This window comes from Streptomyces sp. NPDC018263 (genome assembly GCF_055562575.1).
The window spans coordinates 381,671-404,593 of the sequence record NZ_JBVHFA010000008.1; the positions used below are offsets into that span (position 1 = coordinate 381,671).

General features: G+C 71.9%; 23 protein-coding genes and 1 tRNA gene. 12 read left to right on the forward strand and 12 right to left on the reverse strand.

Annotated features, from left to right (window positions below):
• Positions 1–352 precede the first annotated feature (352 nt).
• Entirely contained in the window at positions 353–745 is a 393-nt protein-coding gene (locus ACZ3HQ_RS24605) for an FHA domain-containing protein (protein ID WP_467514065.1), read from the reverse strand.
• A gap of 100 nt (positions 746–845) precedes the next feature.
• Here ACZ3HQ_RS24605 and ACZ3HQ_RS24610 point away from each other — a divergent pair, with 100 nt between their 5' ends.
• Entirely contained in the window at positions 846–1,256 is a 411-nt protein-coding gene (locus tag ACZ3HQ_RS24610; protein ID WP_467514066.1) for a DnaJ family domain-containing protein, read from the forward strand.
• A 35-nt stretch (positions 1,257–1,291) separates the two neighbouring features.
• Positions 1,292–1,846: a GNAT family N-acetyltransferase gene (locus tag ACZ3HQ_RS24615; RefSeq protein WP_467514068.1), complete on the forward strand. Its 555-nt coding sequence runs from the start codon at positions 1,292–1,294 to the stop codon at positions 1,844–1,846.
• On the opposite strand, the gene ACZ3HQ_RS24620 is transcribed toward ACZ3HQ_RS24615, so the two are convergent.
• From ACZ3HQ_RS24620 to ACZ3HQ_RS24630, 3 genes are all read right to left on the reverse strand, one after another.
• Positions 1,788–3,818 (reverse strand): DHA2 family efflux MFS transporter permease subunit, encoded by a 2,031-nt coding sequence (locus ACZ3HQ_RS24620; RefSeq protein ID WP_467514069.1) that lies wholly within the window; start codon positions 3,816–3,818, stop codon positions 1,788–1,790. The genes ACZ3HQ_RS24615 and ACZ3HQ_RS24620 overlap by 59 nt on opposite strands.
• A 101-nt stretch (positions 3,819–3,919) precedes the next feature.
• Positions 3,920–4,582, reverse strand: a complete 663-nt coding sequence (locus tag ACZ3HQ_RS24625; RefSeq protein ID WP_467514071.1) for an HAD-IA family hydrolase — start codon at positions 4,580–4,582, stop codon at positions 3,920–3,922.
• An 868-nt stretch (positions 4,583–5,450) separates the two neighbouring features.
• Positions 5,451–6,032, reverse strand: a complete 582-nt coding sequence (locus ACZ3HQ_RS24630; RefSeq protein ID WP_400902632.1) for a TMEM165/GDT1 family protein — start codon at positions 6,030–6,032, stop codon at positions 5,451–5,453.
• Positions 6,033–6,417: 385 nt separating this feature from the next.
• On the opposite strand from ACZ3HQ_RS24630, the gene ACZ3HQ_RS24635 reads away from it, so the two are divergent.
• Positions 6,418–7,071 carry an HNH endonuclease family protein gene (locus tag ACZ3HQ_RS24635; protein WP_467514192.1) on the forward strand — a complete coding sequence of 218 codons (654 nt, stop codon included), beginning with the start codon at positions 6,418–6,420 and terminating at the stop codon, positions 7,069–7,071.
• Positions 7,072–7,249: 178 nt separating this feature from the next.
• Positions 7,250–7,705 (forward strand): DoxX family protein, encoded by a 456-nt coding sequence (locus ACZ3HQ_RS24640; RefSeq protein WP_467514072.1) that lies wholly within the window; start codon positions 7,250–7,252, stop codon positions 7,703–7,705.
• Positions 7,706–7,714: 9 nt separating this feature from the next.
• Here the strand turns inward: ACZ3HQ_RS24640 and ACZ3HQ_RS24645 are convergent, their stop codons facing one another.
• On the reverse strand, positions 7,715–8,221 hold the full coding sequence (locus ACZ3HQ_RS24645; RefSeq protein WP_467514074.1) for a superoxide dismutase family protein: 507 nt from the start codon (positions 8,219–8,221) through the stop codon (positions 7,715–7,717).
• 229 nt (positions 8,222–8,450) lie between these two features.
• Between ACZ3HQ_RS24645 and ACZ3HQ_RS24650 the strand changes: the two genes are divergently transcribed.
• Entirely contained in the window at positions 8,451–9,068 is a 618-nt protein-coding gene (locus ACZ3HQ_RS24650) for a DedA family protein (protein WP_467514075.1), read from the forward strand.
• A gap of 30 nt (positions 9,069–9,098) precedes the next feature.
• On the opposite strand, the gene ACZ3HQ_RS24655 is transcribed toward ACZ3HQ_RS24650, so the two are convergent.
• Together ACZ3HQ_RS24655 and ACZ3HQ_RS24660 are read right to left on the reverse strand one after the other, a co-directional pair.
• Positions 9,099–9,428: a hypothetical protein gene (locus ACZ3HQ_RS24655; protein ID WP_467514076.1), complete on the reverse strand. Its 330-nt coding sequence runs from the start codon at positions 9,426–9,428 to the stop codon at positions 9,099–9,101.
• A gap of 70 nt (positions 9,429–9,498) precedes the next feature.
• Positions 9,499–10,413, reverse strand: coding sequence for a ketopantoate reductase family protein (locus tag ACZ3HQ_RS24660; RefSeq protein ID WP_467514078.1), 915 nt, complete (start codon positions 10,411–10,413; stop codon positions 9,499–9,501).
• A gap of 94 nt (positions 10,414–10,507) precedes the next feature.
• On the opposite strand from ACZ3HQ_RS24660, the gene ACZ3HQ_RS24665 reads away from it, so the two are divergent.
• From ACZ3HQ_RS24665 to ACZ3HQ_RS24675, 3 genes are all read left to right on the forward strand, one after another.
• On the forward strand, positions 10,508–10,741 hold the full coding sequence (locus ACZ3HQ_RS24665; RefSeq protein WP_467514079.1) for a DUF2277 domain-containing protein: 234 nt from the start codon (positions 10,508–10,510) through the stop codon (positions 10,739–10,741).
• Between the two features lie 221 nt (positions 10,742–10,962).
• Entirely contained in the window at positions 10,963–11,259 is a 297-nt protein-coding gene (locus ACZ3HQ_RS24670) for a trypco2 family protein (RefSeq protein ID WP_467514081.1), read from the forward strand.
• A gap of 12 nt (positions 11,260–11,271) precedes the next feature.
• The gene (locus tag ACZ3HQ_RS24675) at positions 11,272–13,800 is read left to right on the forward strand and encodes a trypsin-like peptidase domain-containing protein (RefSeq protein WP_467514082.1); all 2,529 of its coding nucleotides are present in this window, start codon (positions 11,272–11,274) and stop codon (positions 13,798–13,800) included.
• A gap of 62 nt (positions 13,801–13,862) precedes the next feature.
• Here ACZ3HQ_RS24675 and ACZ3HQ_RS24680 read toward each other — a convergent pair.
• A tRNA-Val gene (locus ACZ3HQ_RS24680) sits at positions 13,863–13,934 on the reverse strand.
• A gap of 170 nt (positions 13,935–14,104) precedes the next feature.
• Between ACZ3HQ_RS24680 and ACZ3HQ_RS24685 the strand changes: the two genes are divergently transcribed.
• The 3 genes from ACZ3HQ_RS24685 (at position 14,105) to ACZ3HQ_RS24695 (ending at position 16,413) form a co-directional block, all read left to right on the forward strand.
• Complete coding sequence (locus ACZ3HQ_RS24685) at positions 14,105–15,481, forward strand: hypothetical protein (RefSeq protein ID WP_467514083.1); 1,377 nt, start codon at positions 14,105–14,107, stop codon at positions 15,479–15,481.
• A gap of 96 nt (positions 15,482–15,577) precedes the next feature.
• Positions 15,578–16,162, forward strand: a complete 585-nt coding sequence (locus tag ACZ3HQ_RS24690) for a DUF4383 domain-containing protein (RefSeq protein WP_467514085.1) — start codon at positions 15,578–15,580, stop codon at positions 16,160–16,162.
• A gap of 38 nt (positions 16,163–16,200) precedes the next feature.
• The gene (locus tag ACZ3HQ_RS24695; protein ID WP_355195643.1) at positions 16,201–16,413 is read left to right on the forward strand and encodes an FmdB family zinc ribbon protein; all 213 of its coding nucleotides are present in this window, start codon (positions 16,201–16,203) and stop codon (positions 16,411–16,413) included.
• A 132-nt stretch (positions 16,414–16,545) separates the two neighbouring features.
• On the opposite strand, the gene ACZ3HQ_RS24700 is transcribed toward ACZ3HQ_RS24695, so the two are convergent.
• From ACZ3HQ_RS24700 to ACZ3HQ_RS24710, 3 genes are all read right to left on the reverse strand, one after another.
• The gene (locus tag ACZ3HQ_RS24700; protein ID WP_467514087.1) at positions 16,546–17,379 is read right to left on the reverse strand and encodes an HAD family hydrolase; all 834 of its coding nucleotides are present in this window, start codon (positions 17,377–17,379) and stop codon (positions 16,546–16,548) included.
• Positions 17,379–19,826 (reverse strand): phosphoribosyltransferase, encoded by a 2,448-nt coding sequence (locus ACZ3HQ_RS24705; RefSeq protein ID WP_467514088.1) that lies wholly within the window; start codon positions 19,824–19,826, stop codon positions 17,379–17,381. Before ACZ3HQ_RS24705 ends, ACZ3HQ_RS24700 begins: the two co-directional genes overlap by 1 nt.
• Before the next feature lie 69 nt (positions 19,827–19,895).
• The gene (locus tag ACZ3HQ_RS24710; RefSeq protein ID WP_467514089.1) at positions 19,896–21,071 is read right to left on the reverse strand and encodes an HpcH/HpaI aldolase/citrate lyase family protein; all 1,176 of its coding nucleotides are present in this window, start codon (positions 21,069–21,071) and stop codon (positions 19,896–19,898) included.
• 208 nt (positions 21,072–21,279) lie between these two features.
• Here ACZ3HQ_RS24710 and ACZ3HQ_RS24715 point away from each other — a divergent pair, with 208 nt between their 5' ends.
• The gene (locus ACZ3HQ_RS24715; protein WP_467514091.1) at positions 21,280–22,140 is read left to right on the forward strand and encodes a TerD family protein; all 861 of its coding nucleotides are present in this window, start codon (positions 21,280–21,282) and stop codon (positions 22,138–22,140) included.
• 22 nt (positions 22,141–22,162) lie between these two features.
• Here ACZ3HQ_RS24715 and ACZ3HQ_RS24720 read toward each other — a convergent pair whose 3' ends face one another.
• Complete coding sequence (locus tag ACZ3HQ_RS24720) at positions 22,163–22,900, reverse strand: TerD family protein (protein ID WP_467514092.1); 738 nt, start codon at positions 22,898–22,900, stop codon at positions 22,163–22,165.
• Between the last annotated feature and the right edge of the window lie 23 nt (positions 22,901–22,923).

The window sequence follows — 22,923 nt, forward strand, 5'->3', positions numbered from 1 at the left end:
GAAAGCCGTCGGCACGACCCTGGCGGGCAGCCCCGCTGATGGCCGGACAGCGCACCGGTGCGCCCGGCGCCCCCAGCGAAGCCTGGCCCGTAGGGGCGACAGCGCTGGTGGGCTCGGCGGTCGGCGCACCCGTCCGAGCAGGCGGGCCCCGGCCCAGGGGCCACCACCCCGCCGCACGCCCCGGCGGGCAGCCCGGCCCACAAAGCTGACAGCGGCACGGAACGCTGCCCCACGTGAACCCGCCGACCTCCGGCTGAGGGCCCGCTCCGCACAGGCATCCCCGCAACGCCCCGGATGGGGGCACCTCACCTCGTGGAGCGAAGGGCGCCCCTCACCGCCGAGCCGGCGGCAGCTACGCCTCCTGGTAAAAGCCCACGTTCACGCTGCGTGGGGCCGTGCGGTCCTGGATGATGATTTCGCCGGAGGCTCCTCGGGGGAGTCGGACCGTGCCGCCGTAGGAGACGGTCTGGGCGTATTCGCCGACCGTGAGGCGGACCTCGGAGGAGGGGTCGGGCTGGGAGCCGTGGAGCCAGGAGAGCTGCCAGCCGCCGTCGGGGCCGCAGAGGAACTCCAGGTGGACGCGGGAGACGAAGAGCCAGTCCTCCGGGGTGACCAGCCGGCACACCGCACTGTCCCGGCCCACGCGGAGCACGGCGCCCGGCTCGCTGGGTGCCTCGGCCATCGTCATGCCGGCCGTGGCACCCGCTTCCTCGCTGGAGACGGCGGCCATGGTGAGTTCGAGCACGCGGGTTCCCCCTGAAGCCTCCTGGCGCGGACCCCGGATCGCCGCACCGCCGCCGCATGATAGAACGCCCGGCTCGTCCACGTCCGGCACAATGGGGGGCATGACCGAGCGAAAGCCACCGGGTGTCCCGTTCGAGTCCTGGGTCGACCACCAGATCAACGCCGCCCAGCGCCGCGGCGAGTTCGACGGCCTGCCCGGTACCGGCGAGCCCCTGCCCGCCGGCCTGGACAGCGCGTACGACGAACTCTGGTGGGTCAAGCGGAAGATGGCCCGCGAGGGCCTCGCCGTACTGCCCCCCGCGCTCGCCCTGCGCAAGGAGGCCGAGGACGCCCTCGCGGCGGCGTACGCGGCGCCCTCGGAGCGTGCCGTCCGGGAGATCATCACCGCGGTCAACGTCAAGATCCGGGACATGATGTTCCGTCCCCCGCCCGGCCCGCCGCTGGGCAGGAAGCCGTACGACGTGGACGAGGTCGTGGCCGAGTGGCGGCGCCGACAAGGCACCGGCGCCTGAAACCCGCTTGCCCGCGCCCCGCGCGTCCCGCTGGGATGGCCCGCATGACGACGTGGACCATCGCCCCGGAACCGTACGACTCACCCGTGGCCGCGGCCCTGTGGCGGGCGTACTACACCGAGGTCAGCGACCGCTGGTACCTCCTGCACGAGGGCCACCGCACCGACCCGGCGGAGCTGGAGCGGGAGATCGCGGCCAAAACCGGCGCCGAACTCGCGCCGCCGAAGGGCGAGTTGCTGGTGGCGCGGTACGCCGGTGAACCGGCCGGCTCGGCGGGCGTACGGCTCCTCGCCCCGGACACCGCGGAACTGACCCGCGTCTTCCTGTACGAGCACACGCGTGGCCGGGGCGGCGCCACCGCGCTGGTCCGCGCCGCCGAGGAGGCCGCCCGCGCCCTCGGCGCCCGCCGGATGATCCTGGACACCCGCACCGACCTGGTGGAGGCCCGCACCCTGTACGCCCGGCTCGGCTACCGGGAGACGGAACGGCACAACCAGGACCCGTACGCCGAGCACTGGTTCACCAAGGACCTCAGCCCGGCTTCCGTACCTGCGGCCGCTCCCGCTCCGAGCCGCACAGCTCGGCGGTGAGTTCCTTCACCAACTGCACGAGGTCCGTGGGCCGTCCGGGCTCCCACCAGTCCCCCAGCAGCTCGGACAGCGAGTCCTCGCGGGCCTTCGCCAGCCGCTCGGCGACCTCGGCCCCGGCCGGGGTGAGCGACAGCTCCAGCCCGTCGCGCGCGGCCAGCCGCCGTTCCTCGACCTGCCGGGCGGCGGCCAGCACCGTACTGAGCGGCACGGGAGCGCGCTCGGCGAGCACGTAGGGCTCCACGCACCCGTACTTGCGCATCCGCAGCAGCATCCAGCTCGCGGCGGGCAGCAGGTCGTACCCGGCGCGGGCGGTGATCTGCTCGTAGATCTCCCGCCGCCCCTCGCGGGTGCCGAGCGTGGACAGCGCGCGGCACACCTCCTCGTAGGAGGAGCGGTGGACCGGGTTGGGCGGGATGGTCTCGGAGGCGTCCGGCGCGGTGACCGAGCCGCGCAGCCGGTCCTCCTTGAGGAACCAGGCCAGCACGAAGCCGAGGAACGCGACCGGGGCGGCGTAGAGGAAGACGTCGGTGATGGCGGAGGAGAAGGCGTGCAGCGCGGCCGGCCGCAGCGGGGGCGGCAGCGCGCCGATGCCGCGCGGGTCGGCCTCCAGCGCGTCGGGCGAGACACCGGCCGGCAGCCGGACGCCCCGGAAGGCTTCCGTGAGCTTGTCGCCGAGGCGGCCCGAGAAGACGGTGCCGAAGATGGCGACGCCGAAGGAGGCGCCGATGGAGCGGAAGAAGGTCGCGCCGGAGGTGGCGACGCCGAGGTCCTCGTAGGACACCGCGTTCTGCACGATGAGGATGAGCACCTGGAGGACGAGGCCGAGACCCAGGCCGAAGACGAAGAAGTACAGGCTCATCTCCAGCGTGGAGCTGTGCTCGTCGAGCTGGTGCAGCAGGAGCAGCCCGAGGGCGGTGACGGCGGTGCCCGCGACCGGGAACACCTTCCAGCGGCCGGTGCGGCTGACGATCTGCCCGGAGACGGTGGAGGTCAGCAGCAGCCCGACCACCATCGGCAGCATGTGGACGCCGGACATGGTGGGCGAGATGCCGTGCACGATCTGGAGGAAGGTCGGCAGGTAGGTCATCGCGCCGAACATGGCGAAGCCGACGATGAAGCTGATCACGGCGGCGAGGGTGAAGGTGCGGATGCCGAACAGCTTCAGCGGCAGCACCGGCTCGGCGGCCCGCCGCTCCACCGCCACGAACGCGAAAGCGAGCAGCACACCCAGCACGGCGAGCCCGATGATCTGCCCCGACGCCCAGGGCCAGGTCGTTCCGCCGAGCGAGGCGACCAGCACCAGACAGGTGGCGACGGAGGCGATCAGCAAGGTGCCGAGGTAGTCGATGGCGTGCCGGGAGGTGCGGCGCGGGATGTGCAGGGCGGTGGCGATGACGACGAGCGCGACGATGCCGATGGGCAGGTTGACGTAGAACACCCAGCGCCAGCTCAGGTGCTCGGTGAACAGGCCGCCGAGCAGCGGCCCGAGCACGCTGGTCGCCCCGAACACGGCCCCGAAGAGCCCCTGGTACCGGCCGCGCTCACGGGGCGGGACGATGTCGCCGACGATCGCCATCGACAGCACCATCAGCCCACCGCCGCCGAGGCCCTGGAGCGCCCGGAATCCGATGAGCTGGGGCATGTTCTGCGCCATCCCGCACAGCGCGGACCCGATCAGAAAGATCACGATCGCGAGCTGGAAGAGCCGCTTCCGCCCGTACTGGTCCCCGAGCTTCCCCCACAACGGCGTCGCCGCGGTCGACGCCAGCAGATACGCCGTGACGACCCACGACAGATGCTCAAGCCCGCCCAGATCGCTCACGATCGTCGGCAACGCCGTCGACACGATCGTCTGATCCAACGCGGCCAGCAACAGCCCGAGCAACAGGGCCCCGATGGAGACGAGCACATTCCCACTCACATGCTCACCCCGCCGCACCTCTTCGGCGGCGCCGTGCGTGTCCAAGGCCATGAAGACCTCCCAGCCCTCGGTTGCCTGCTCCCATGTTCGGCGGTGGGAGGGGCGTCGGCCTGTCGAGGGCGGGGAGAGGTCGGCCCGGCTTGCGCGGGCGGTCAGCCGATGAGAAGGCGGATCGTGCCGTCCTCCTGCGGCTCCACTCGCAGCTCGGTGAGGTCCTGGACCAGTGCGTCCGGCCCGTGCTGCCCGGCCCTCGGACCCACCCCCACCACGCGCATCCCCGCCGCGCGACCCGCCGCGATGCCCGCGCCGGAGTCCTCGAAGACCACGCAGTCGGCGGGGTCGACGCCGAGTTCCGCGGCGCCCTTGAGGAAGCCCTCGGGGTCGGGCTTGCTGGCGCCGACCGACTCGGCGGTGACGCGGACCGCCGGGAGGGGGAGGCCGGCGGCGGCCATGCGGGCGGTGGAGAGGGCGACGTCTGCGGAGGTGACCAGGGCGTGCGGGGTGCCGGTGAGGGCGGCGAGGAAGGCGGTCGCGCCGGGTACCTCGATCACGCCGTCCATGTCGGCGGTCTCCTCGGCGAGCATGCGGGCGTTGTCCGCGAGGTTCTCCTCGACGGGGCGCTCCGGCAGCAGCAGCGCCATGGAGGCGTGCCCCTGCCTGCCGTGCACGACGCTCATCACCTCGTCGCCGTCGAGCCCCTGGGCGGCGGCCCAGCGGCGCCAGATGCGCTCGACCACGGCGTCGGAGTTGACGAGGGTGCCGTCCATGTCGAGCAGGAGGGCGCGGGCGGTGAGAACGGCGGGCTCGGTGGCCATCGGCAGCTCCAAAGAAGCGAGGGCCCCGGTCGAGGGGGCCCTGTGGGGACAGGGCGTCCGGCGGGTTCCCTGTCGGGGACAAGGCGGCCCCGCCCGCCGGTCAGGGGAAACGGGCGGGAGCCACTTTGTTCCTCCACGGTACAAAACGCGGACGGCATCCCGCCACCACGCCTCCCGCGTGGGCCTCCGGCGGGGGCGCGGGAGGTGGCCGGCAGGGGGTGACCGACGCCGGGCCGGATCGGCGGAACCGAACGCAGACGCGCGCCCGGGCGACCACCGGGCACCCCTGGGTCACCCACCCGCTCGCCCGGAAACCGCGCTCACCCGCACCCCAGAGCCCCCAGCGGGCGCCCCGACCGGACCCGGAGCCCCACCCGCTCGTCCGGGCTCCCGCGCTCACCCGCACCCCAGAGTCGCCAGGCCCGCGCCGACCGGACTCGGAGCCCAGCCCACTCCCCCGGCCCCGCCTCAGCCGCACCCCAGGACCCCCAGGCAGGCGCCGACCGGACCCGGAGAGCTCCACCCGCTCCCCCGGCCCCGCCTCACCCGTACCCCAGAGCCCCCAGGCAGGCGCCCGACGGGGACCCGAAGCCCCACCCACTCCCCCGGCCCCGCCTCACCCGTACCCCAGAGCCCCCAGGCAGGCGCCCGACGGGGACCCGAAGCCCCACCCACTCCCCCGGCCCCGCCTCAGCCGCACCCCAGAGCCCCCAGGCAGGCGCCCGACCGGACCCGAAGCCCCACCCGCTCGTCCGCCCCGTCGCCCGCATCCCGGCCCACCGGACAGCCGGCGGGCGGCGGCGCGGCTCGAACCCGGGGCCCGGCCCGACCCCCTCGACCAACCCCCCGCGCCCCCGCCGGCCAGGCGTCAGCCCGCGATCGCCTCGTACAGGCTCCACACGCCCAGCCCGATCATCAGCAGAGCCGCGATCTGGGTGATCAAGCGGAGCGGCACCCGCTTCATCAGGGCCTTTCCGCCGACGATGCCGAGTCCGGCGACCGCCCACAGGCCGAGCACCGCGCCGAGGCCGACGGAGAGCGGGTCGTCGTAGCGGGCGGCGAGGTTGGCGGTCATGATCTGGGTGAGGTCACCGAACTCGGCGACCAGGATGAGCGTGAAGCCCGTACCCGCGACCCTCCAGAAGGACTGGTCGGCGGGCTTCTTGATCTCCTCCTCGCCCTCGTCCTTCTTCAGCAGCAGCACGGCCGCGCCGCCGAGGAAGAGGACACCGGTGAGGGCGTGCACGATCTGCTGCGGCAGCAGGGTCAGCACGGAGCCCGCCGCGACGGCGAGCACGACATGCACCAGGAAGGCCGCGGCGACACCGGCGAAGACGTACGACGCGCGGTAACGGGCGCCGAGGACGAGACCGGCGAGCGCGGTCTTGTCCGGCAGTTCGGCGAGGAAGATGACGCCGAAGACGAGCGCCGTCACGGTAATGCTGATCAAGGTTCCTCAATCGGTCGGGGCCGCCCCGCCGAGAGTGCGCTTTTCACGCGTCAGACACCTCGGCACGGCAGCACACTGGGCACCCGCGCCTGACGGCACGGGCGTGCACTGCTTGCCGAAGGTCTCGCTGGCGGGTCCCGCGGGACTCGCCTCCGGGCGCCGGCTCAGGCTCGCTGAGCAGTATGTCGACGGTCCGGCGAAGAGCTACTCCCCTTCTGCACCGTCCATCGTACGGGACGTGAAAGTTCCGTCCTGAACCTTGTCGTGTCATGCACGCGTCACTAGCTTCTAACCGGGCGCTCACCCCACCGCAACGACACCTGGCGAGCATTCCCCTGCCCGCACGCCAACACTCCTACCCCACAAGGGAGTTCATATGTTCCGCATGTCCCGCTCGTCCCGGTTCTACGCGCGTCGACGCCTCGGAGTCGTCGCCGCGGCCACCGGTCTGCTCGCCTCCGCCGCCCTGCTCAACTCGCCGGCCGCCTCGGCCGCCCTGCCCACCCCGGTCAGCGGCGCCACCGCCCGCAGCTACCTCTCCCAGCTCACCGTGGCCACCGAGAACCGCACCGGTTACAGCCGGGACCTGTTCCCGACCTGGATCACGATCAGCGGCACCTGCAACACCCGCGAGTACATCCTCAAGCGGGACGGTACGAACGTCACGACCGACTCCGCCTGCGTGGCGACCAGCGGCAGTTGGTACTCCCCGTACGACGGCGCGACCTGGGGTGCCGCCTCCGACGTGGACATAGACCACCTGGTGCCGCTGGCCGAGGCGTGGGACTCCGGCGCGAGCAAGTGGACGACCGCGCAGCGGCAGGGCTTCGCCAACGACGTCACCCGGCCGCAGCTCCTCGCGGTCACGGACAACGTGAACCAGTCCAAGGGCGACCAGGACCCGTCGACCTGGATGCCGAGCCTGTCCTCGTACCGGTGCACCTATGTCCGGGCATGGGTGCAGGTGAAGTACTACTACAACCTCTCGGTGGACTCGGCGGAGAAGAGCGCGCTGACAAACTACCTGTCGGGCTGCTGACGGCAACCCGCCTCCACCTCCACGGCTCGCTTCGGCCCTCCCGGCCGGGGCGGGCCGTCGCCGTTTTCCGAACGTGGCTGAATGTTGAACTTGCAAGTATGTGTAAGGCTTACCTAACCTGGGCCCTCGTTCGGTACCCGCCGCCCCACATCCGGCCCCGAAAGAGGAGACCTCCCCCATGTCCGCACGCCTCAACGCCGCCCAGCCGTACGCGCTCGGGCTCTTCCGCATCGTCATCGGCCTGCTGTTCACCGTGCACGGCGCCGCCTCGCTCTTCGGCGTCCTCGGCGGTGCCGCGGGCACCCACGGCGGTACGGTCCCGGCGGGCGCGTGGCCCGGCTGGTACGCGGCGGTCATCCAGCTCGTCGCCGGCGCCCTGGTCCTCCTGGGCCTCGCCACCCGCCCCGCCGCCCTCATAGCCTCCGGCTCCATGGCCTTCGCCTACTTCGACGTCCACCAGCAGGCGGCGTTCTGGCCCATCCAGAACGGCGGCGAGCTGTCGGTCCTGTTCTGCTGGACCTTCTTCCTGCTGGTGTTCACGGGGTCGGGGGCGTTCGGGCTGGACCGGGTGGTGGCGTCGCGGCGCGCGGCCTCGCCGGAGGGGGAGCGGACGCGGGAGCCGGTGGCGGCCTGACGTCCCCGCCTACTCCGTCACCCAGCCGAAGGGCACCGTGAAGCAGGCGACGCGGGTGGCGCCGTCTCCCGGCCGGTCCTGGATCACCACGGAGGCGGCCTCGCCGCGCCGCAGTCCCCAGGTGTGCCGGTCGCTCGCGCGGCCGGCGCCCTGGGCGTCGGTGATGAAGTCGAGGCGGACCTCGTTGTCGTCGCCGGCGCCCGGCTGATCCTGGTACCGGGGGCCGGCGTCCACGGGGAGGCTGCCGCAGGGGTGCTGGTGTACGGAGGCCCCGAAGGAGTGATGGGGGCGTACGCCGGTGATGCGCAGGTCGACGGTGGTGGCCCCGCCCGTACCGGTGTGCTGGCGTACCCGGATGGAGGCGGCGGCCGGGACATAGGACTGGTCGTACGTCACCGCCGCCGACGGGATGAAGGCGGCGGGCGGGGCGAACCGGCCCTCGGCGTCGACGGTGTAGCCACCGGCGGCGCCGCCCAGCAGCATCGCCGCCGTCATCGCGCTCAGGGTTGCCAGCATGGAGCACACCTTCTCTTCCGTGATCGTGTGAGCCCCCCACACGTTGGTACGGGACATGGACTCCGGGCGCCCCATGGGCGCGCCGCACGGGTGAAGTGCGGCGTACGGGGCGTTTCTGCCCGACCACCGTGAACATGTTGTGATGATCACTTGATCCCCCCATGAACCTCCCGTCACCGGTCACGCGTACGCTGTATGGCTGTAATCGGGGGAACGACGGGGAGTAATCGTGCTGGAGAGCGTGGGGTCGCTGACGGCCGGCCCATGGATCTACGCCGTGGTGGCCGTCTCGGTCCTGCTCGACGTCTTCCTGCCGGTGCTGCCGAGCGGGGTGCTGGTCATCGCGGCGGCCACCGCGGCGGCGGCCGGTACGGGTGCGGCGGCGGGCCAGGTCCCGCATGACGTGCCGGACATCCTGGTACTGATCCTGCTGGCGACGACGGCCTCCGTACTGGGCGACCTGGTCGCGTACCGGCTGGCGTGGCGGGGCGGTGAGCGCCTGGACCGTGCCATCGCCCGTTCCCGGCGGCTGACCGACGCGCAGGAACGTCTCGGCGAGGCGCTGTCGCGCGGCGGCGGCGCCCTGGTCGTCCTCGCCCGCTTCGCCCCCGCCGGCCGCTCGGTCGTCTCCTTCTGTGCGGGCGCCGCCCACCGCCGCCCCCGCGACTTCGTCCCCTGGTCCGCCCTCGCCGGCCTCTCCTGGGCCGCCTACAGCACCGCCCTCGGCTACTACGGCACCCGCTGGCTCGGCACAGCATGGCTGGCCACCGCCGTCTCGATCGCGGCACTCACGGGCGCGGGGGCCGCGGCGGCGTACCTGATGCGACGGCGGCCCGCGGGGTCGTGAGGGGCGGGCGGAGCCGTACCTCGGCTGACGTCAGTCCTGCTCGTGGGCGTGTTTCAGTCGGGCGCGGGCCTGGACTCGGTCCGCGGCCGCTATCTCGGTCCAGTAGCGGTGGCCGGTGATGAAGACGGAGAGTTCGTGTTCGCGGCGGCGGAGTTTCTCGACCTCGGCCTGTTCGTCGGCGGTCCAGCCCGGGGACGCGGGGCGTTCGATCTTGCGCCAGCCGGTGTCGTCGGTGAAGCCGTCCAGCGGCACGACCGACCAGGGCAGCCGCTTGAGCAGGGCCGACAGCTCGGCCCTGATCTGATGCAGCTCCTCCTGCCCGGCGAGCAGGTCACTGGGGAATTCATGGGACGCAGACACACCGCAATGGTACGCCTGTTCGATTTCCAGTAGCGAGCTACGCCGGGCAGTTCATTCGAACGAGTGGCCCTCAGCCGGCGATGCCGCCCAGCTCCTTCACCAACCGCGCCGTCACCGGCACCGCCACCCCGTACCGCTCCGCCGCGCGCAGCAACGCCCCGCCGATCGCGTCGAGTTCAAGAGCCCGGCCCGCCTCCGCGTCCCGCAGCATCGAGGACTTCGCCGCCGCCGGGAACAGGTCGTAGCGGGCGAGGGAGCCGGCCGGGTCCGCCGGGGCACCGCAGGCCCGGCTGACCTCCGCCGTCTCGGCCACCAGGGCCTCCAGCTCCGCGCGGTACCGGGTACGAACCTCGCCGATCGGCACCCCGTACCGCGTCGTGAGCAGGGCGAACGGGGCGAGGAACGCCATCTTGGCCCACAGGGCCACCGTCTCGTCGTCCACCACGCGCGCCGTCACACCGGCCGCCGTGAGGGCCGAGGCCAGGGCGTCGAGGCGGGGTCGTACCGTCGCGGCGCCCGCGAGGTCGGTCTCGGTGAAGGGGCTGCCGTGTTCGATCAGCACGCCCTCGCCGTCCCCGCCCGGTACGCGGGTGGACTCGACCCGGATCGTCGCGGGGGCGACCAGCTCGGGCGCGTACCGCGTACGCAGCTCCGCCGGGTGTTCGACGCCGTTCAGCAGCGGTACGACCAGCGCGTCACCCAGCACGGCGGGCGGTACGCGGGTCAGGGCGGCGTCCAGCGTCGTGTGTTTGACGGTGATCAGGCAGGCGTCGACCGGCTCGCGCAGCTCGGTGTCCGCCTCCACCGCCGCGCCGAAGTCCCCGAACTGCCCGCTGCGCACCTGGATTCCGTCCCGGCGCAGCACCTCCGCCGTGCCTTCCCGCGCCAGGCAGATCACCCGGTGCCCGGCACGGGACAGCAGGGCGGCGAGAAGTCCGCCGATGCCACCGGGGCCCAGTATCGCCACCGTGGGCTTGCTCGTCATGAACGTGTCCTCTCCTGCGGTCGGCCCCGACGTCCGGTGGCCGCCTCGCGCCGATCATCGTTCATGCGCGGCCCGGCTGGAGGAGACTTGAGACATGTGCCGGAGTATCAAGACGTTGCGGCCGCCCGTGTTGCCCGGTGAGGCCACCGAGGACGACATCCGCGCCGCCGCGCTGCAGTACGTACGCAAGGTCTCGGGCTTCCGCGCCCCCGCCGCCCACAACCGCGAGGCGTTCGACCGCGCGGTGGACGCCGTCACGCAGGCCACGGCGGAGCTGCTGGGCAGCCTGGAGGTGAGGGGGCGGCCGGTACGGGAGGAGCCGGCATGAACTGCCGGCTCAGGACTCCGCCGGCCGTCGCCGCATGAAGTACGCCCCCACGGCTCCGGCCCCGCACAGCGCCGCTACCGAGACCGCCCGGGGAAATGTTCGCGGCCCGCAGGCTGGACCCCGCAGGACCCGAGGGTGGGGAAAGGTATGCAATGACCGAACCGCACCCCCGTTTCGCGGCTAGAGTGCGCGGTCAGGGGCCCGACTCGGATGGGGGAGCAATGGAGAGAATTGGGCTGGCCGAGACGATTGCCGCGGTGCGGCAGGAGTTGACCACCTCCATCGAGGAAGCAGCGGGGGCGGACATCCGTTTCCAGGTCGGCGAGGTGACACTCGAACTGGAAGTGGAGGTGCAGCGCGTCAGCGGCCGCAAGGGGGGCCTGAAGGTCTGGGTGTTGGAGGCGGGCGGCGAGAAATCCCGTAGCGATTCGCACACTCATCGTCTTTCGGTGCCGATCACTCCGGTGAATGCCGACGGCACCCCCCTCCTCACCGGCGATTCAGTGATCCCGGACTGAGACGGGCGCGCCATGCCTTTCGACGCGGCACGGGCGGTAGAGGTCATCTTCCGCCCGGCCGAGCTGGGCGGAACCCCGTCCTACGGCTCCGGCTGCGGGATCGGTGCGGGGCTGTTCCTCACCTGCGCGCACATATTGCCTCCGACGCCCGACTCGGGCCGGCTCTCCGTCCGTGACATCCACGGTCGGGAGACGGATGCCTCCGTCGCGTGGTGCAACCGCGAAGACGATGTGGCGCTGATCCAGGCTCCCGTGGCGGAGGGCCCCGCGCTCACACCCGCGTCCATCGCCGTTCTCCCGGCCGACTCGACAAGCGAACGCCGACTGTCCTTCGTGATGTTCGGGTGGCCCAGGGCCGGCGACACCCGCGAGGCAGGAAGGCTCATTCGCAATCCGGTACAGGTGGACGGCGAGATAAAGCTCTCGGAGTACGCGGCCGCCAAGGACAAGAAGGTCCGCCTGCGTCCGGACCGGGAACGCTTTCCCCCGGTGCGCGACACGAGTTACTGGACCGGAGTGTCCGGTGCCGCGGCCTGGTGCCAGGGCAGCATCGTCGCCGTTCAGGTGGAGCAGTCGAACGCGAATCTGCCGGACTACCTGGCGGCCACCCCTCTCACCGCGAAGGTCCTGGGCCATGTGGATGCGAACGGCGTGACCGGAGCGGAAACGGTCGCTGCGGCGCGTATTCCGGTCAGGCCCCTCACGTCAGCGGAGTCGATTCCCCCCACCCTCTCCCCGGGCTCCGACACCGCGCCCCGGGAAGAGCCACCGCGAAGCCAGTCGAGAGCCCCGATTGCATTCCTGCTGAGGAGGATGACCGGACGCGCCCGGACCTCTCTGCCCATGGACGGACCCAGCGGGCGCACACCGCCGCTGAGCCCTAGGTACCATCTCCGAGAGCAGGACATGAGGTCCCTCTCGGATAAACTCGACCGCACCCATCGGGTGGGAATCGTGGGCCCCGGCGGGGTGGGCAAGACTCAACTCGCCTCCGCGTACGTGGAGAAGAACCACCCGTCCCACACGTTCGTGTGGTGGATTCGTTCCGGCCGACCCGAGGTACTGGCAGCGGACTACGACGCGATGGCCGTTGCCCTCGGTCTCGGCAGCGACCCCGTGCATGCCCGAGTCAGAGTTTCCGCCTGGCTGACACACAATGACGGATGGCTTCTCGTCTTTGACGATGTGAACGAGGCGTCCAGGCTTTCGGATTTTCTACCGGCTACCACCTTTCGAGGGCATGTCATCACGACGAGCCGTGACGCGCTCAGGGCACCCGGGGAAGTTCTGGAGCTGACGGACTGGAGCGTCCTGGACTCCGTCTCCTTCCTGGGGAATCAGAGCCAGGGCTCGACGCAGGTGCTCCAAGAGATCGCCGAACGGCTGCACAATGTGCCGTTGGCGATCGATCAGGCCGCGAGCTACATGCGGGAAACCCGCATCGGCGCCGAGACGTACCTGAGCATGCTCCGAAAGAGCACGCCCGACATGCTCGAAGCCGGGCGCGCGTTCAACCGGGACGAGTCGGTGACAGCCACGTACTCCCTGGCGGTGGAGAGCGCGGAGCGGACCTGCAAGGGTGCACGGGATCTACTCAGACTCTGTTCGCTGTATTCCGGGAGCGCCATACCACGACAACTGCCGAGACTGCTGGACAATCCGCGCTCGAAAGACCGGGACATCGGATCAAGGGCACCTCGTCGATTCAGGACCAAGGTGCGCAGTGAACTGTCGTACAACGCCCTGATCGCGGCACTTGTTCAGCAATCCCTCATCTCGGCGGACGACTCACATCTGTACGTCCACGGTCTCGTACAGCAGACCGTGAGGAGCCAATTGTCCACCCGGCAACTGCAACAATGGACATACTGGGCCGTGTCGTCGCTGTGGATGGAGATCAGCGAGATTTCGCAGAAAGATCCGGAAGACTTCCGGCGGACAGCACAGCTATTGCTGCCGCACATTCTGGCAGGAGCCGACCAGGCGAAGGAAAACCGGCCGAAGAATTGGCCGTTCAATTTCAATTGGCCCTCACTGACGGCTCTGCGGGAGTCCGCTCGGGCATTGACCTGTATCGCAAGAGTCCTCTATGCCGACGATGACCTCTCGCAGGGCTACAGCATCTCGGTGAAAGCGCTGGACATGGCGAGCGAGTCACTCCCGTTCATCATGGGAATGCACGATGCCGACCCCGTACCCTCCCTGCTGGCTCTGGGCGAAGCGGCGGAAGCTGTTGCCGCCTATGCCCTCGCCTCCGGACAGCCCGACCCAGGTCTTGAGGCTCTCACCAAAGTGCTCGAGATGTTCGACTTCAGGTCGACCAAGCGGCCGCACACATACCGCCCCAAGGGAGCGCCGCATTTCTGTCTGCGGGCGCGAGTGGTTTCGGCCGCAGCCGTAACGCTTCATGAGTACGGGCCACCGGGCCAGGCGAAAGCGCTGCTGGACGACATCTTCCGGATCGACCGGAATTACCTGTCCAGAGACGAGAGCTGCCGAGCCCTCCTCGAAAGTGCGAGGGACGTGGTGGAGGGCGCCTGAGGCTCCTCGGCACGGATTGCCGGAAGGCCCCGCGCTGATCAAGCGAGGGGCCTTCCGCTGCGTGGGCGCGGACGGTTTCGAACCGCCGACATCCTGCTTGTAAGGCAGGCGCTCTACCCCTGAGCTACGCACCCGCGGCCCGGACACGTGGCCGGGACGAGTCGACAGCCTACCTTGCCTCGGGCGGTGCCCCGCAAACCCCGGAACCGGTCGCGGCGAGGGTGAACTGACCGGCCCGTGTGTTCGTCTTGAACGGGTGGGAGAATGACACCACCCAGGGCCAACCGCAGCACGGGAGAGGGATGTGACGGCGACACCGGGCACGTCAGCAGCGCAGACCCACCCGCACCCGCCGTCCCCCGTGCGCGACGCGCTCACCTTGCTGGGCCTCCCCGTGCTCGCCGCGCTCACCCTGGCCTCCGCGTTCGCCGGCGGCGGCACCCGGCGCTGGTTCGGCGGCCGGGCCGAGAGCCAGCGGGCCGAGGCACAGGCGGCGAAGGACGCCGCGGCGGCCGCGTTCTACGAGCTGGACACCGCCCAGCGCGACCTGCGCATCTCCATCGAGACCATCTCCGCGGTGGACGACTCCCCCGCCGCCCGCCGTGCCGTCGCCGACTTCGAGGCGCTCGGCCGGCGCATAGACGAGGCGAGCCAGACGTACATCCAGGCCGTCGACGCCCAGGACCTCGACCGTGACGACCTCGACGCGGCCACCGCGAACCGGGCCCGTACCGAGCTGACCGCCGCCAAGGACGAGCTGGTCCGGGTCAAGGGCGAGCTGGACCGCTTCTCCACCTCCCTCGGCCCCCTCCTCGGCAGCGCCGAGACCCGGCTCGCCCGGCTCGCGCCCGCCGTGGAGCGCGCCCGGCAGGCCCTGCTCGGCGCGAGCGACGCCCTGGACGCCGTACGCGCGAAGCGGCTGAACGCCGATGACCTGGCCGCCCGGCTCGCCGCCCTCTCCCCCGAGCTGACCCGGCTGAACCAGGGCGCCGGACAGCACGGTGTCGCGGCCACGCTGGAGCGGGCCGAGCGGGTGCAGCGGGAGGCCGGGGCGATCCGGGCGGAGGCCGAGCGGCTGCCGGAGCGCGCCGCCGAGATCGACCGCCGTCTGGTCAGCCTCGGCACCCGCGCCCAGGCCCTGACCACCCGCAGCGGCCAGGTCGAGCCGGTGCTGAGCGAGCTGCGGCGCCGGTTCGCGGCCGCCTGCTGGCAGGACCTCCAGCACGTGCCGGAGCAGGCCGCGGAGAACGTCCGCCAGGCCGAGCGCAAGCTGGCCGAGGCCCGCGCCGCGCGGGAGGCCCAGCGCTGGCCGGACGCCACCTCGCTGCTGTCGACCGTACGGGCCCTGCTGAACACCACCGACGAGGCCGTCTCGGCCGCCGGGGACCGGCTGACCAGGCTGAACGCCGTACAGAAGGACCCCCGGCAGGAGATCGAGCGGACCCGGTTCGCGCTCCGGGACGCCCAGCGGCTCGCCATGACCGGCCGCAGCGCGCCCGACCCCCGGCACGCGCGTCCGCTGGACGAGGCGGTGGCCCGGCTGGACCGCGCGGTCGCCGCGCTGGACAGCGGCCGGCACCCCGACTACTGGCACTTCCTCACCGAGACCGAGGCGGTACGCGGCACGGTCGCGCGTGTCGTCGCGCAGATCCGCGAGGAGCGCGGCGGCCCCGCCCAGTGAGGCCGCCCGGCGGCCGCCCCTGTTGCCGGTGCGTGCGGTGCTGGTGAGTATTGAGGGGTACGGGACGGCCTCCGCACGCGCCCCCAAGGAGGCGACATGGCCGCACACGCAGTGCACTCGCGCGACAAGCAGTCCACCCGGCGCCGCACCGTGTTCGACGAGCACCTGCCCCTCGACCACAAGCTGAACGCCGTCTACCGCGTCGGCGCGGGCCTGATCGGGCTGTTCCTGCTGGTCTTCGGCATCCTCGGGCTGGTCGGCCACATCGGTGCCTTCAACGTCGGCAGCGACACGGTCGCGGGCCTGAACACCAACGGCGCGCTGAGCGTGCTCTCCATCTGCGTCGGCCTGGTGCTGCTCGCGGGCATGGTGATCGGCGGCAACTTCGCGTCGACCCTGAACATGGTCTTCGGCGTGCTGTTCATCCTGAACGGCTTCCTGAACCTGGGTCTGCTGGACACCGAGAACAACTTCCTGGCGTTCAAGATCCAGAACGTGTTCTTCACCTTCATCGTCGGCCTGCTGCTGATGACCTTCGGCATGTACGGCCGGGTCGGCTCGTCCCTCCCGCACGACAACCCCTACTGGCGCTCCCGGCACCCCGAGGCCGGGCACGAGGACCCGGCGCTCACCACCCCGGACAAGCGCGCCGTCACCGGGCCGGACACGAAGCCGGAGTGACACCCCCGCACGCCGGGTCCGGCGGCTAACCTGTGCCCATGCCTCGCTACGAGTACCGCTGCCGGACCTGCGGCGACACCTTCGAACTCAGCCGCCCGATGGCGGAGTCCGCCGCGCCCGCCACCTGCCCCGAGGGCCACGACGACACGGTGAAGCTGCTGTCGGCGGTGGCCGTCGGCGGCTCGTCCGCCGCCCCGGCCCCCTCGGGCGGAGGCGGCGGTGGCTGCTGCGGGGGCGGCTGCTGCGGCTGAGCGGCTTTTCGGGAACGGCACCGGACATCCGGTGCCGTTCCGCTGTGTGCCGTTCCGCCGCGTGCCGCACCGCTGTATGCCGTTCCGCTGTGTGCCGTTCCGCCGCGTGCCGTACCGCTGTGTGCCGTGCAACTACGCCGGCAGCCGCGCCGGGACCACCGCGCCCCGCGCGACCCGCAGGAACTCGCGGGTGATCCGCTCCCCCGCCAGCACGCCCCGCTCGGCCACCGCGCCGACCATGGGCGCCGCCCAGCCGCTGTCGGCCAGCTCGCCGTGGCCGGGGCGCCAGCCGCGGTCGGCGGCCAGCAGCAGGTCGGCGTCCAGATGCGAGTCCCCGGCCGCGAGGGTCAGTTCCGCGCCGGTGCGCCGGGCCACCTCGCGCACGGCCGCGCCCTTGGTGAGCGGCTGCGGGACCGCGTAGATCTTGCGGCCCTGGAGCGACACCGTCCAGCCCCGCTCGCCGGCCCACTCGGCCAGTTCGCCCACCCAGTCCTCGGGCAGCAGCTCCCGCTCGACCACCAGGTAGGCGAACAGGTCCTCCGCCACCCGCTGCTTTCGCAGCCAGACCGGGTCGGAGGCCCGGCGCAGATGGCCGGTGATCTCGGCGAGCGGCGCGCACTCGTCGGCCAGCCGGGCCAGGACCGAGGCGTGCCAGTCCTGGTCGGTGACACCGTCGACCAGGAGATGGCCGCCGTTTGCGCAGATCGCGTACCGGGCGGGCGGGCCGGGCAGGTTGATCCGCCCGTACTGGACGCGGGTGCGGGTGGTCGTCGGGACGAACACCGCCGCGTCCGCCAGCTCGGTGAGCAGCGTGGCCGCCGTCTCCGTCATGAAGGACAGCGGACGGGACTCGTGCACCTCCACGCAGAGCAGCCGGGGCGCGCGGGCGTCGGGCATGGTGAGGGCGAGGGCGCCCGCCGAGTAGATCAGCGTGCGGTCGAGGTCGCTGGCCACCAGTACCGGCATCAGACGTTCACCGCCCGGCCGTCGGCACCCGTGGCACCGCGCGTGAACTTCGGGTGGATCAGCCCGACGCAGGTGTACGGCAGGTCGTCGACCTCCTCCACCGGCACCCCGCGCTGTTCGGCGAGCAGCCGGACATGGTCGAGGTCGGCGCCCGCGCCCGCCTTGGCGAGGATCTTCCAGGGCACCCGGCGCAGCAGTACGCGTGTGGTCTCCCCGACGCCGGGCTTGACCAGGTTCACGTCGTGGATGCCGTACTCCTCGCTGATCCGCTCCACGGCCCGCCAGCCCTCCCAGGTCGGGGTGCGGTCTCCGGCGAGCAGTTCCTTGACGGCCGCGTCCACCTCGTCGCGGACCTCGGGGAAGCGGGCGGAGACGGCGTCGAGGAAGGCCACCGACACATCGGCACCGGCGAGTTCGCGGTAGAACTTCGCGCCGTGGAAGTCGTTGGGGCCGACCAGGTCGGCACGGAGCACGGTGCGCGATATCAGGCCGGAGACCGTGGAGTTGAGGCAGGCGGAGGGTATGAGGAAGTCGTCGCGGGTGCCGTAGGTGCGCACGCAGGAGCCGGGGTCGGCGAGTACGGCGATCTCCGGGTCGAAGCCGGTGACGCCCTCCGCGCGCTCGAACTCCTCGATGGCCGTGCTGAGTTCGCGGGTGATGGCGCCCTTGCCGGTCCAGCCGTCCACGAAGACGACATCGCGCGGGTCGTGGTGGGCGGCCAGCCAGCGCAGCGCGTTGGCGTCGATGCCCCGGCCCCGGACGATCGAGACGGCGTAGTGCGGAAGTCGGACTCCGTACCGCTGCTCGGCCCAGCGGCGCATGAGCACGCCGACCGGTGTCCCGGCGCGGGCGAGCGACACCAGCACCGGGGTGCCGCCGCGCTCGGTGAGGACGGTCTCGGTGACCACGCCGACCGCCCGGGCGATCCGGTCGGCGGAGGTCTCCAGGGCGGCGTGGAACAGCGCCTGGTAGCGCTCGCTGGGCTGGTACTCGACCGGCAGCGACTCCGCGTAGTGCGCGCCGCCGTTCTGCACGGCCTCCTCGCGCTCCTCGGTCGGCGCCTCCAGGCTGACCGAGGAGAGGTCCTGGAGCAGCCAGCCGACCTCGTCGGGCGCGTACGAGGAGAAGGCGGGGCCGCGGAGGGGCTCGGGCAGCATGGCCGGCCTTTCGGGGTGGCGGGGCTCGTGGGCGGGCACGACCGCGAGCAGGACGTGCGGGGCGTGCGCCGCGAGCCGGGCGAGCAGGCCGTCCGGGGCGTGCAGGGCGGGGGTGTCGGCGGCGGAGTCGACGACGGCGACCACGGTGTCGAAGCCCGCGCCCGCGACGTTGTACGCGTACCGCTCGCCGGGGCCGTCCGCCGGGTCGTCGTGGGCGGGGAAGGCGAGCCGGGTGCGTATCGCGTAGCCGGGGTCGTCCACGGGGAGGACGGGTGAGCGGGTGGTGGTGGAGTAGCGCACCTCGGCCGGGACGGTCCGCTCCAGCTCGGCCGCGAGCCGCAGCGGGGCGTACATCAGCTCCTCGAAGCCCAGCACCAGGACCCGGCGGGCGCCGTCGGGCAGCGCCTCGGCGATCCGGGCGGCCATGCCGGGCAGCGCGGCCTCCAGCCGGGCGCGGTGGGCCGGGGTGAAGCCGTGCCGTCCGCCGTCGGGCAGCCCGGCCGGCCAGCCCAGCCCGACCCGCGTGACCTCGCCACCCGGCACGGGCACCGGCGCGGGCTCGGCGTCGGCCCGCTCGTGCTCCGCGACCAGCGCCTGCCCCTTCTCCAGCACCCCTTCGGGCAGCCGTACGGTCCCGGAGGCGGCGGCGACCAGGTCGACGCGGGCGCCGATCCCGGCGGCGAACCGGTCCAGCCGGGCGGTGTCCTCGGCGGAGCGCATGTCGACCAGGGCGACGACCACGTAGCGCTTGCGGGGGTGGCGGGCGTGCAGGTCGCGGATGGTGTTCAGGACGGTGTTGCCGGTGGAGAACTCGTCGTCCACCAGCACCAGCGGGCCGTCCCCGGCCAGCAGCGCCGGGTCCTCGGGGAGCAGCAGGTGGGAGGTGGCGTGCGAGTGCGACTCCTCGAAGCCGCCGGCCGGGGTGACCCCGGCGACCGGGCGGCGGGTGGAGTGCAGATACGGGGCGAGGGCCAGGCCGTCCGCGACCGAGTGGCCGAGGCCGGTGGCGGTCTCCGCGTACCCGAGGACCACGGCGCGGGCCGCCTCCGTGTCCCCGAGCAGGGCGCGGACCCGCTCACCGAGGCGGAGCCCGTGGCCGTGGACCACGGCGGGCGACTGCGGGACGTGCTTGCCGAGCACCTTCGAGACCAGCAGATGGGCCCGCTTGGGGTTGCGGCGCAGGGCCATCCCCAGCAGGTCGGTCAGATGCTCGTCGCCCTCCAGTTCGACACCGAGTCGCCGGGCGACCCAGGTGCCGGACCAGACGCCGTCGTTCACTGCGTTTCTCATGCGTTCCTTGCGGCTCGGGGGGTGGGGGAAGAGGCTCTTCACGGAGAGGGGGCCGGTACGAGGGAGGGCTCAGCCGGTCACGCCCGCGGTGAGCAGGTCCACGAAGCCGACGTCCTCGTTGGCCACCCCGAAGACCTCCGCGCGCAGCAGGGTCCGCTCGGCCCAGGCGCGGTGCGGCTTCACCTCGTTCATCTTGTTCGTGTACGCGGACCTCAGGACTCCGCCGCCGTCGCTGTCCGGCCGGAGGATGTCCACCGCGTCGCTGAACTCCTCGTGGCTGACCACGGAGAGGGCGTGCACGGGAAGCACGTGGGAGGGGTGGATGCAGGTCTTGCCGAGCAGACCGTTGGCCTGGTCCAGGGAGATCTCCCGCAACAGGCCGTCCATGGCGTGTTCGATCAGCTTCTCGCGCAGTCCGACGGCGCGCACCTCCAGGAAGGGGCTGGTGCGGAGCTGCGGCTTGAAGACGCGCTCGGGGACCCGGAAGTACTCCCACACCGGCCCGGTCACGGTGAACCCGCTGCCGTCGGCCCGGCCCAGCATGTTGACCACGTCACCGATGACGGAGGCGACGATCTGGACGTCGTACGCGGTCATGTCGGGGGCGCGGCGCAGGCCGTAGGAGGAGCAGAAGTCGGTGACGCCCAGGCGCAGTGCCAGGACCCGGTCGCGGTACTTGCCGACCGCGCGGGCGATGCCCTCCAGGGTCTCCACGCGGGACTCGCGGTACAGCAGCTCGGGCGACTCCAGCACCGGCATGGCGAACAGCCGCCGTCCCGAGGTGGTCTCGGCCGCGCTCAGCGCCTCCAGGAAGGGGACGCCGCGCTCCTCGGTGAACTTGGGCAGCACGAATCCGGACAGCAGCCGGACACTGGCGCCCAGGCGCCGGACCAGGTCGGGGATCTGGTCGGGCGTGCGCACCCGGACGAACAGCAGCGGCGGCTCGGCTCCGGTGCGGGCGTGCAGCGCGTCCAGCTCGGCGAACTGCCGGACCAGGTTCTCCTCACCCGCGGGCACGTCCTCGTCCGCGATGGAGTCCTCCAGGCACAGCACCATCGAGACGACGCCGCTGCCCGTCTGCTTGACGATGTCGGCGGCGAGCCGGGGCCGGGTGGCCGGGCTGTACAGGGTGGCACCGAGGGCCGCGGAGAGCAGCCTGGCGGGGGAGTCGGCGGTGAAGACGCACGGCTCCTGGTGGAAGAGACGCTCCCGCGTTTCGGGGGCGATGTGCCCGAAATGACGCATAGGACTCCCTCAAGGCGCGCCGAGTCTGTGATGGCCGTGTCTGTGTGTGATGGCCGAGTCTGTGATTTCCGCACAGGGTGGCCGGTAATAGTACGTAGAGACGCATGTCCGGGGTTCCCGGCCGGCATGAATTTCCGGTTACCCGCCCGTGTCGGGCGGAACACCCCCCGCATTGTCGTGGCCAGGACCGAGAAGGCAGGATGACCGCATGACGCACGCGATGCTGAAGGGGTCGAACGTCCCGCTGGACGCCGCCGCGGTACGGGCGGTGCTGCGCTGGACACCGGGGCAGGACGTCCCCGAGGTCGACGCCTCGGCGCTGCTGCTGGGCCCCGACGGACGGGTGCGCTCGGACGAGGACTTCGTCTTCTACAACCAGCCCCGCCATCCCTCCGGCACGGTGTGGGGGCTCGGCCGGAAACCGGTCGCCGGTGGCCTGACCGACACCGTCCAGGTGGACCTGGCCGGGGTCGAGGCCGGGGTGGACCGCATCCTGCTGGTGGCCTCCGCCGACGACGTCCCCTTCGACCGCGTCCCGGCCCTGTGCGTGCTCGTGTACGACGCCTCGGCCACCGACGCCGAACCGCTGGCCCGCTTCGAGGTGAAGCCGGAGACCGGCGCGGAGACGGCGCTGATCTGCGGCGAGCTGTACCGGCGCGGGGACGGCTGGAAGTTCCGCGCGCTGGGCGAGGGCTACTCCAACGGCCTGGAGGGGCTCGCCACCGACTTCGGCATCTCGGTGGACGAGTCGGAGGCGGCGGCCGAGGAGCCCCGCCCCCACGAGTCCCGGTCGGTGCCGCTGCCCCCGGAGCAGCCCGCCCCGCTGCCGCCGCTCCCGGCGCAGCCGCCGGCCTACGGCTACCCGCAGCCCGTCTCCGCCCCGCAGCCCGCGTACGGCTATCCGCAGCCCGCCTCCGCGAGCCAGGCCACCTACGGCTACCCCCAGTCCGTCCAGACGCAGGCACCGCCCGCCTACGGCTACCCCCAGCCCCAGCCGGTGCCCGCCGCGGCCCCGCTGGACCCGGACTTCCGGCTGCCGCCGCAGGGCCCGCAGTTCCTCGGCCGCTAGCGGGGCCCGCTCGGCCGGGGTCTCACCGGTCCGCCTTGGACTTGTAGCCCCGGCCCCAGGTCAGGCCCCAGCCGTACAGCCGGTCCAGCTCGCCCTGGAAGCCGTAGACGAACTTCACCTCGCGGCGCACCACCAGCTCGCCCTTCACGTTCTCTATCAGCACCACCGCGCACGAGCGGGCCTGCGGATGGCGTTCGTCCAGGCCGACCTCGATGCGCGGGCCGTTGCTCGGGTAGAGCGTGATCACGGCGTGGGTGCGGTCGAAGGCCGGGGTCTGGTCGTAGATGTACACGAAGACCAGCAGGCGCTTGATGGCGTCCCGGTGGTCCAGGTTGACGTACATCGTCTCGCCCGAGGCGGAGCCGAACCGGTCGTCGCCGCTGAGCTTGACGTACGGCGGGGCGTTGACGTCGCCCAGGTAGCCGCCGAGGGGCTGGACGACGCCCTTGGTGCCGTCGGTGAGTTCGTAGAGGCAGCCGAGGTCCAGGTCGACGTTGACCATGCTCTGGCCGTGGCCCATCACTTCCGGCGGTTTCAGTGCCTTGAAGGGGTGCCGGAAGAGGCTGCCGCGCTGGGGGCCGCCGAAGTCGGAGGTGCGCATCCGCCAGGTCAGGTTGACCCGGAGGTTGCCGGTGGAGGCGCCCTGTCTGGTGAGGGACACCTGCTGATGCCGCTTGGTCAGTTCGATCGCGTTGGACCCGGAGCTGCCCGAGTCGAAGTCGGCGGTACGGCCGCCCAGCAGTCCGTCGAGAAATCCCATCTCCGCCCCCCTGGAAAAGTCGT

Coding starts and splice junctions, on each gene's coding strand:
- ACZ3HQ_RS24715 (WP_467514091.1), top strand. CDS start 21,280: ATGACGCACGCGATGCTGAAGGGGTCGAACGTCCCGCTGGACGCCGCC.
- ACZ3HQ_RS24690 (WP_467514085.1), top strand. CDS start 15,578: ATGGCCGCACACGCAGTGCACTCGCGCGACAAGCAGTCCACCCGGCGC.
- ACZ3HQ_RS24660 (WP_467514078.1), bottom strand. CDS start 10,413: ATGACGAGCAAGCCCACGGTGGCGATACTGGGCCCCGGTGGCATCGGC.
- ACZ3HQ_RS24615 (WP_467514068.1), top strand. CDS start 1,292: ATGGCCCGCATGACGACGTGGACCATCGCCCCGGAACCGTACGACTCA.
- ACZ3HQ_RS24645 (WP_467514074.1), bottom strand. CDS start 8,221: ATGCTGGCAACCCTGAGCGCGATGACGGCGGCGATGCTGCTGGGCGGC.
- ACZ3HQ_RS24610 (WP_467514066.1), top strand. CDS start 846: ATGACCGAGCGAAAGCCACCGGGTGTCCCGTTCGAGTCCTGGGTCGAC.
- ACZ3HQ_RS24670 (WP_467514081.1), top strand. CDS start 10,963: ATGGAGAGAATTGGGCTGGCCGAGACGATTGCCGCGGTGCGGCAGGAG.
- ACZ3HQ_RS24705 (WP_467514088.1), bottom strand. CDS start 19,826: ATGAGAAACGCAGTGAACGACGGCGTCTGGTCCGGCACCTGGGTCGCC.
- ACZ3HQ_RS24620 (WP_467514069.1), bottom strand. CDS start 3,818: ATGGCCTTGGACACGCACGGCGCCGCCGAAGAGGTGCGGCGGGGTGAG.
- ACZ3HQ_RS24640 (WP_467514072.1), top strand. CDS start 7,250: ATGTCCGCACGCCTCAACGCCGCCCAGCCGTACGCGCTCGGGCTCTTC.
- ACZ3HQ_RS24700 (WP_467514087.1), bottom strand. CDS start 17,379: ATGCCGGTACTGGTGGCCAGCGACCTCGACCGCACGCTGATCTACTCG.
- ACZ3HQ_RS24635 (WP_467514192.1), top strand. CDS start 6,418: ATGTCCCGCTCGTCCCGGTTCTACGCGCGTCGACGCCTCGGAGTCGTC.
- ACZ3HQ_RS24710 (WP_467514089.1), bottom strand. CDS start 21,071: ATGCGTCATTTCGGGCACATCGCCCCCGAAACGCGGGAGCGTCTCTTC.
- ACZ3HQ_RS24695 (WP_355195643.1), top strand. CDS start 16,201: ATGCCTCGCTACGAGTACCGCTGCCGGACCTGCGGCGACACCTTCGAA.
- ACZ3HQ_RS24665 (WP_467514079.1), top strand. CDS start 10,508: ATGTGCCGGAGTATCAAGACGTTGCGGCCGCCCGTGTTGCCCGGTGAG.
- ACZ3HQ_RS24675 (WP_467514082.1), top strand. CDS start 11,272: ATGCCTTTCGACGCGGCACGGGCGGTAGAGGTCATCTTCCGCCCGGCC.
- ACZ3HQ_RS24625 (WP_467514071.1), bottom strand. CDS start 4,582: ATGGCCACCGAGCCCGCCGTTCTCACCGCCCGCGCCCTCCTGCTCGAC.
- ACZ3HQ_RS24720 (WP_467514092.1), bottom strand. CDS start 22,900: ATGGGATTTCTCGACGGACTGCTGGGCGGCCGTACCGCCGACTTCGAC.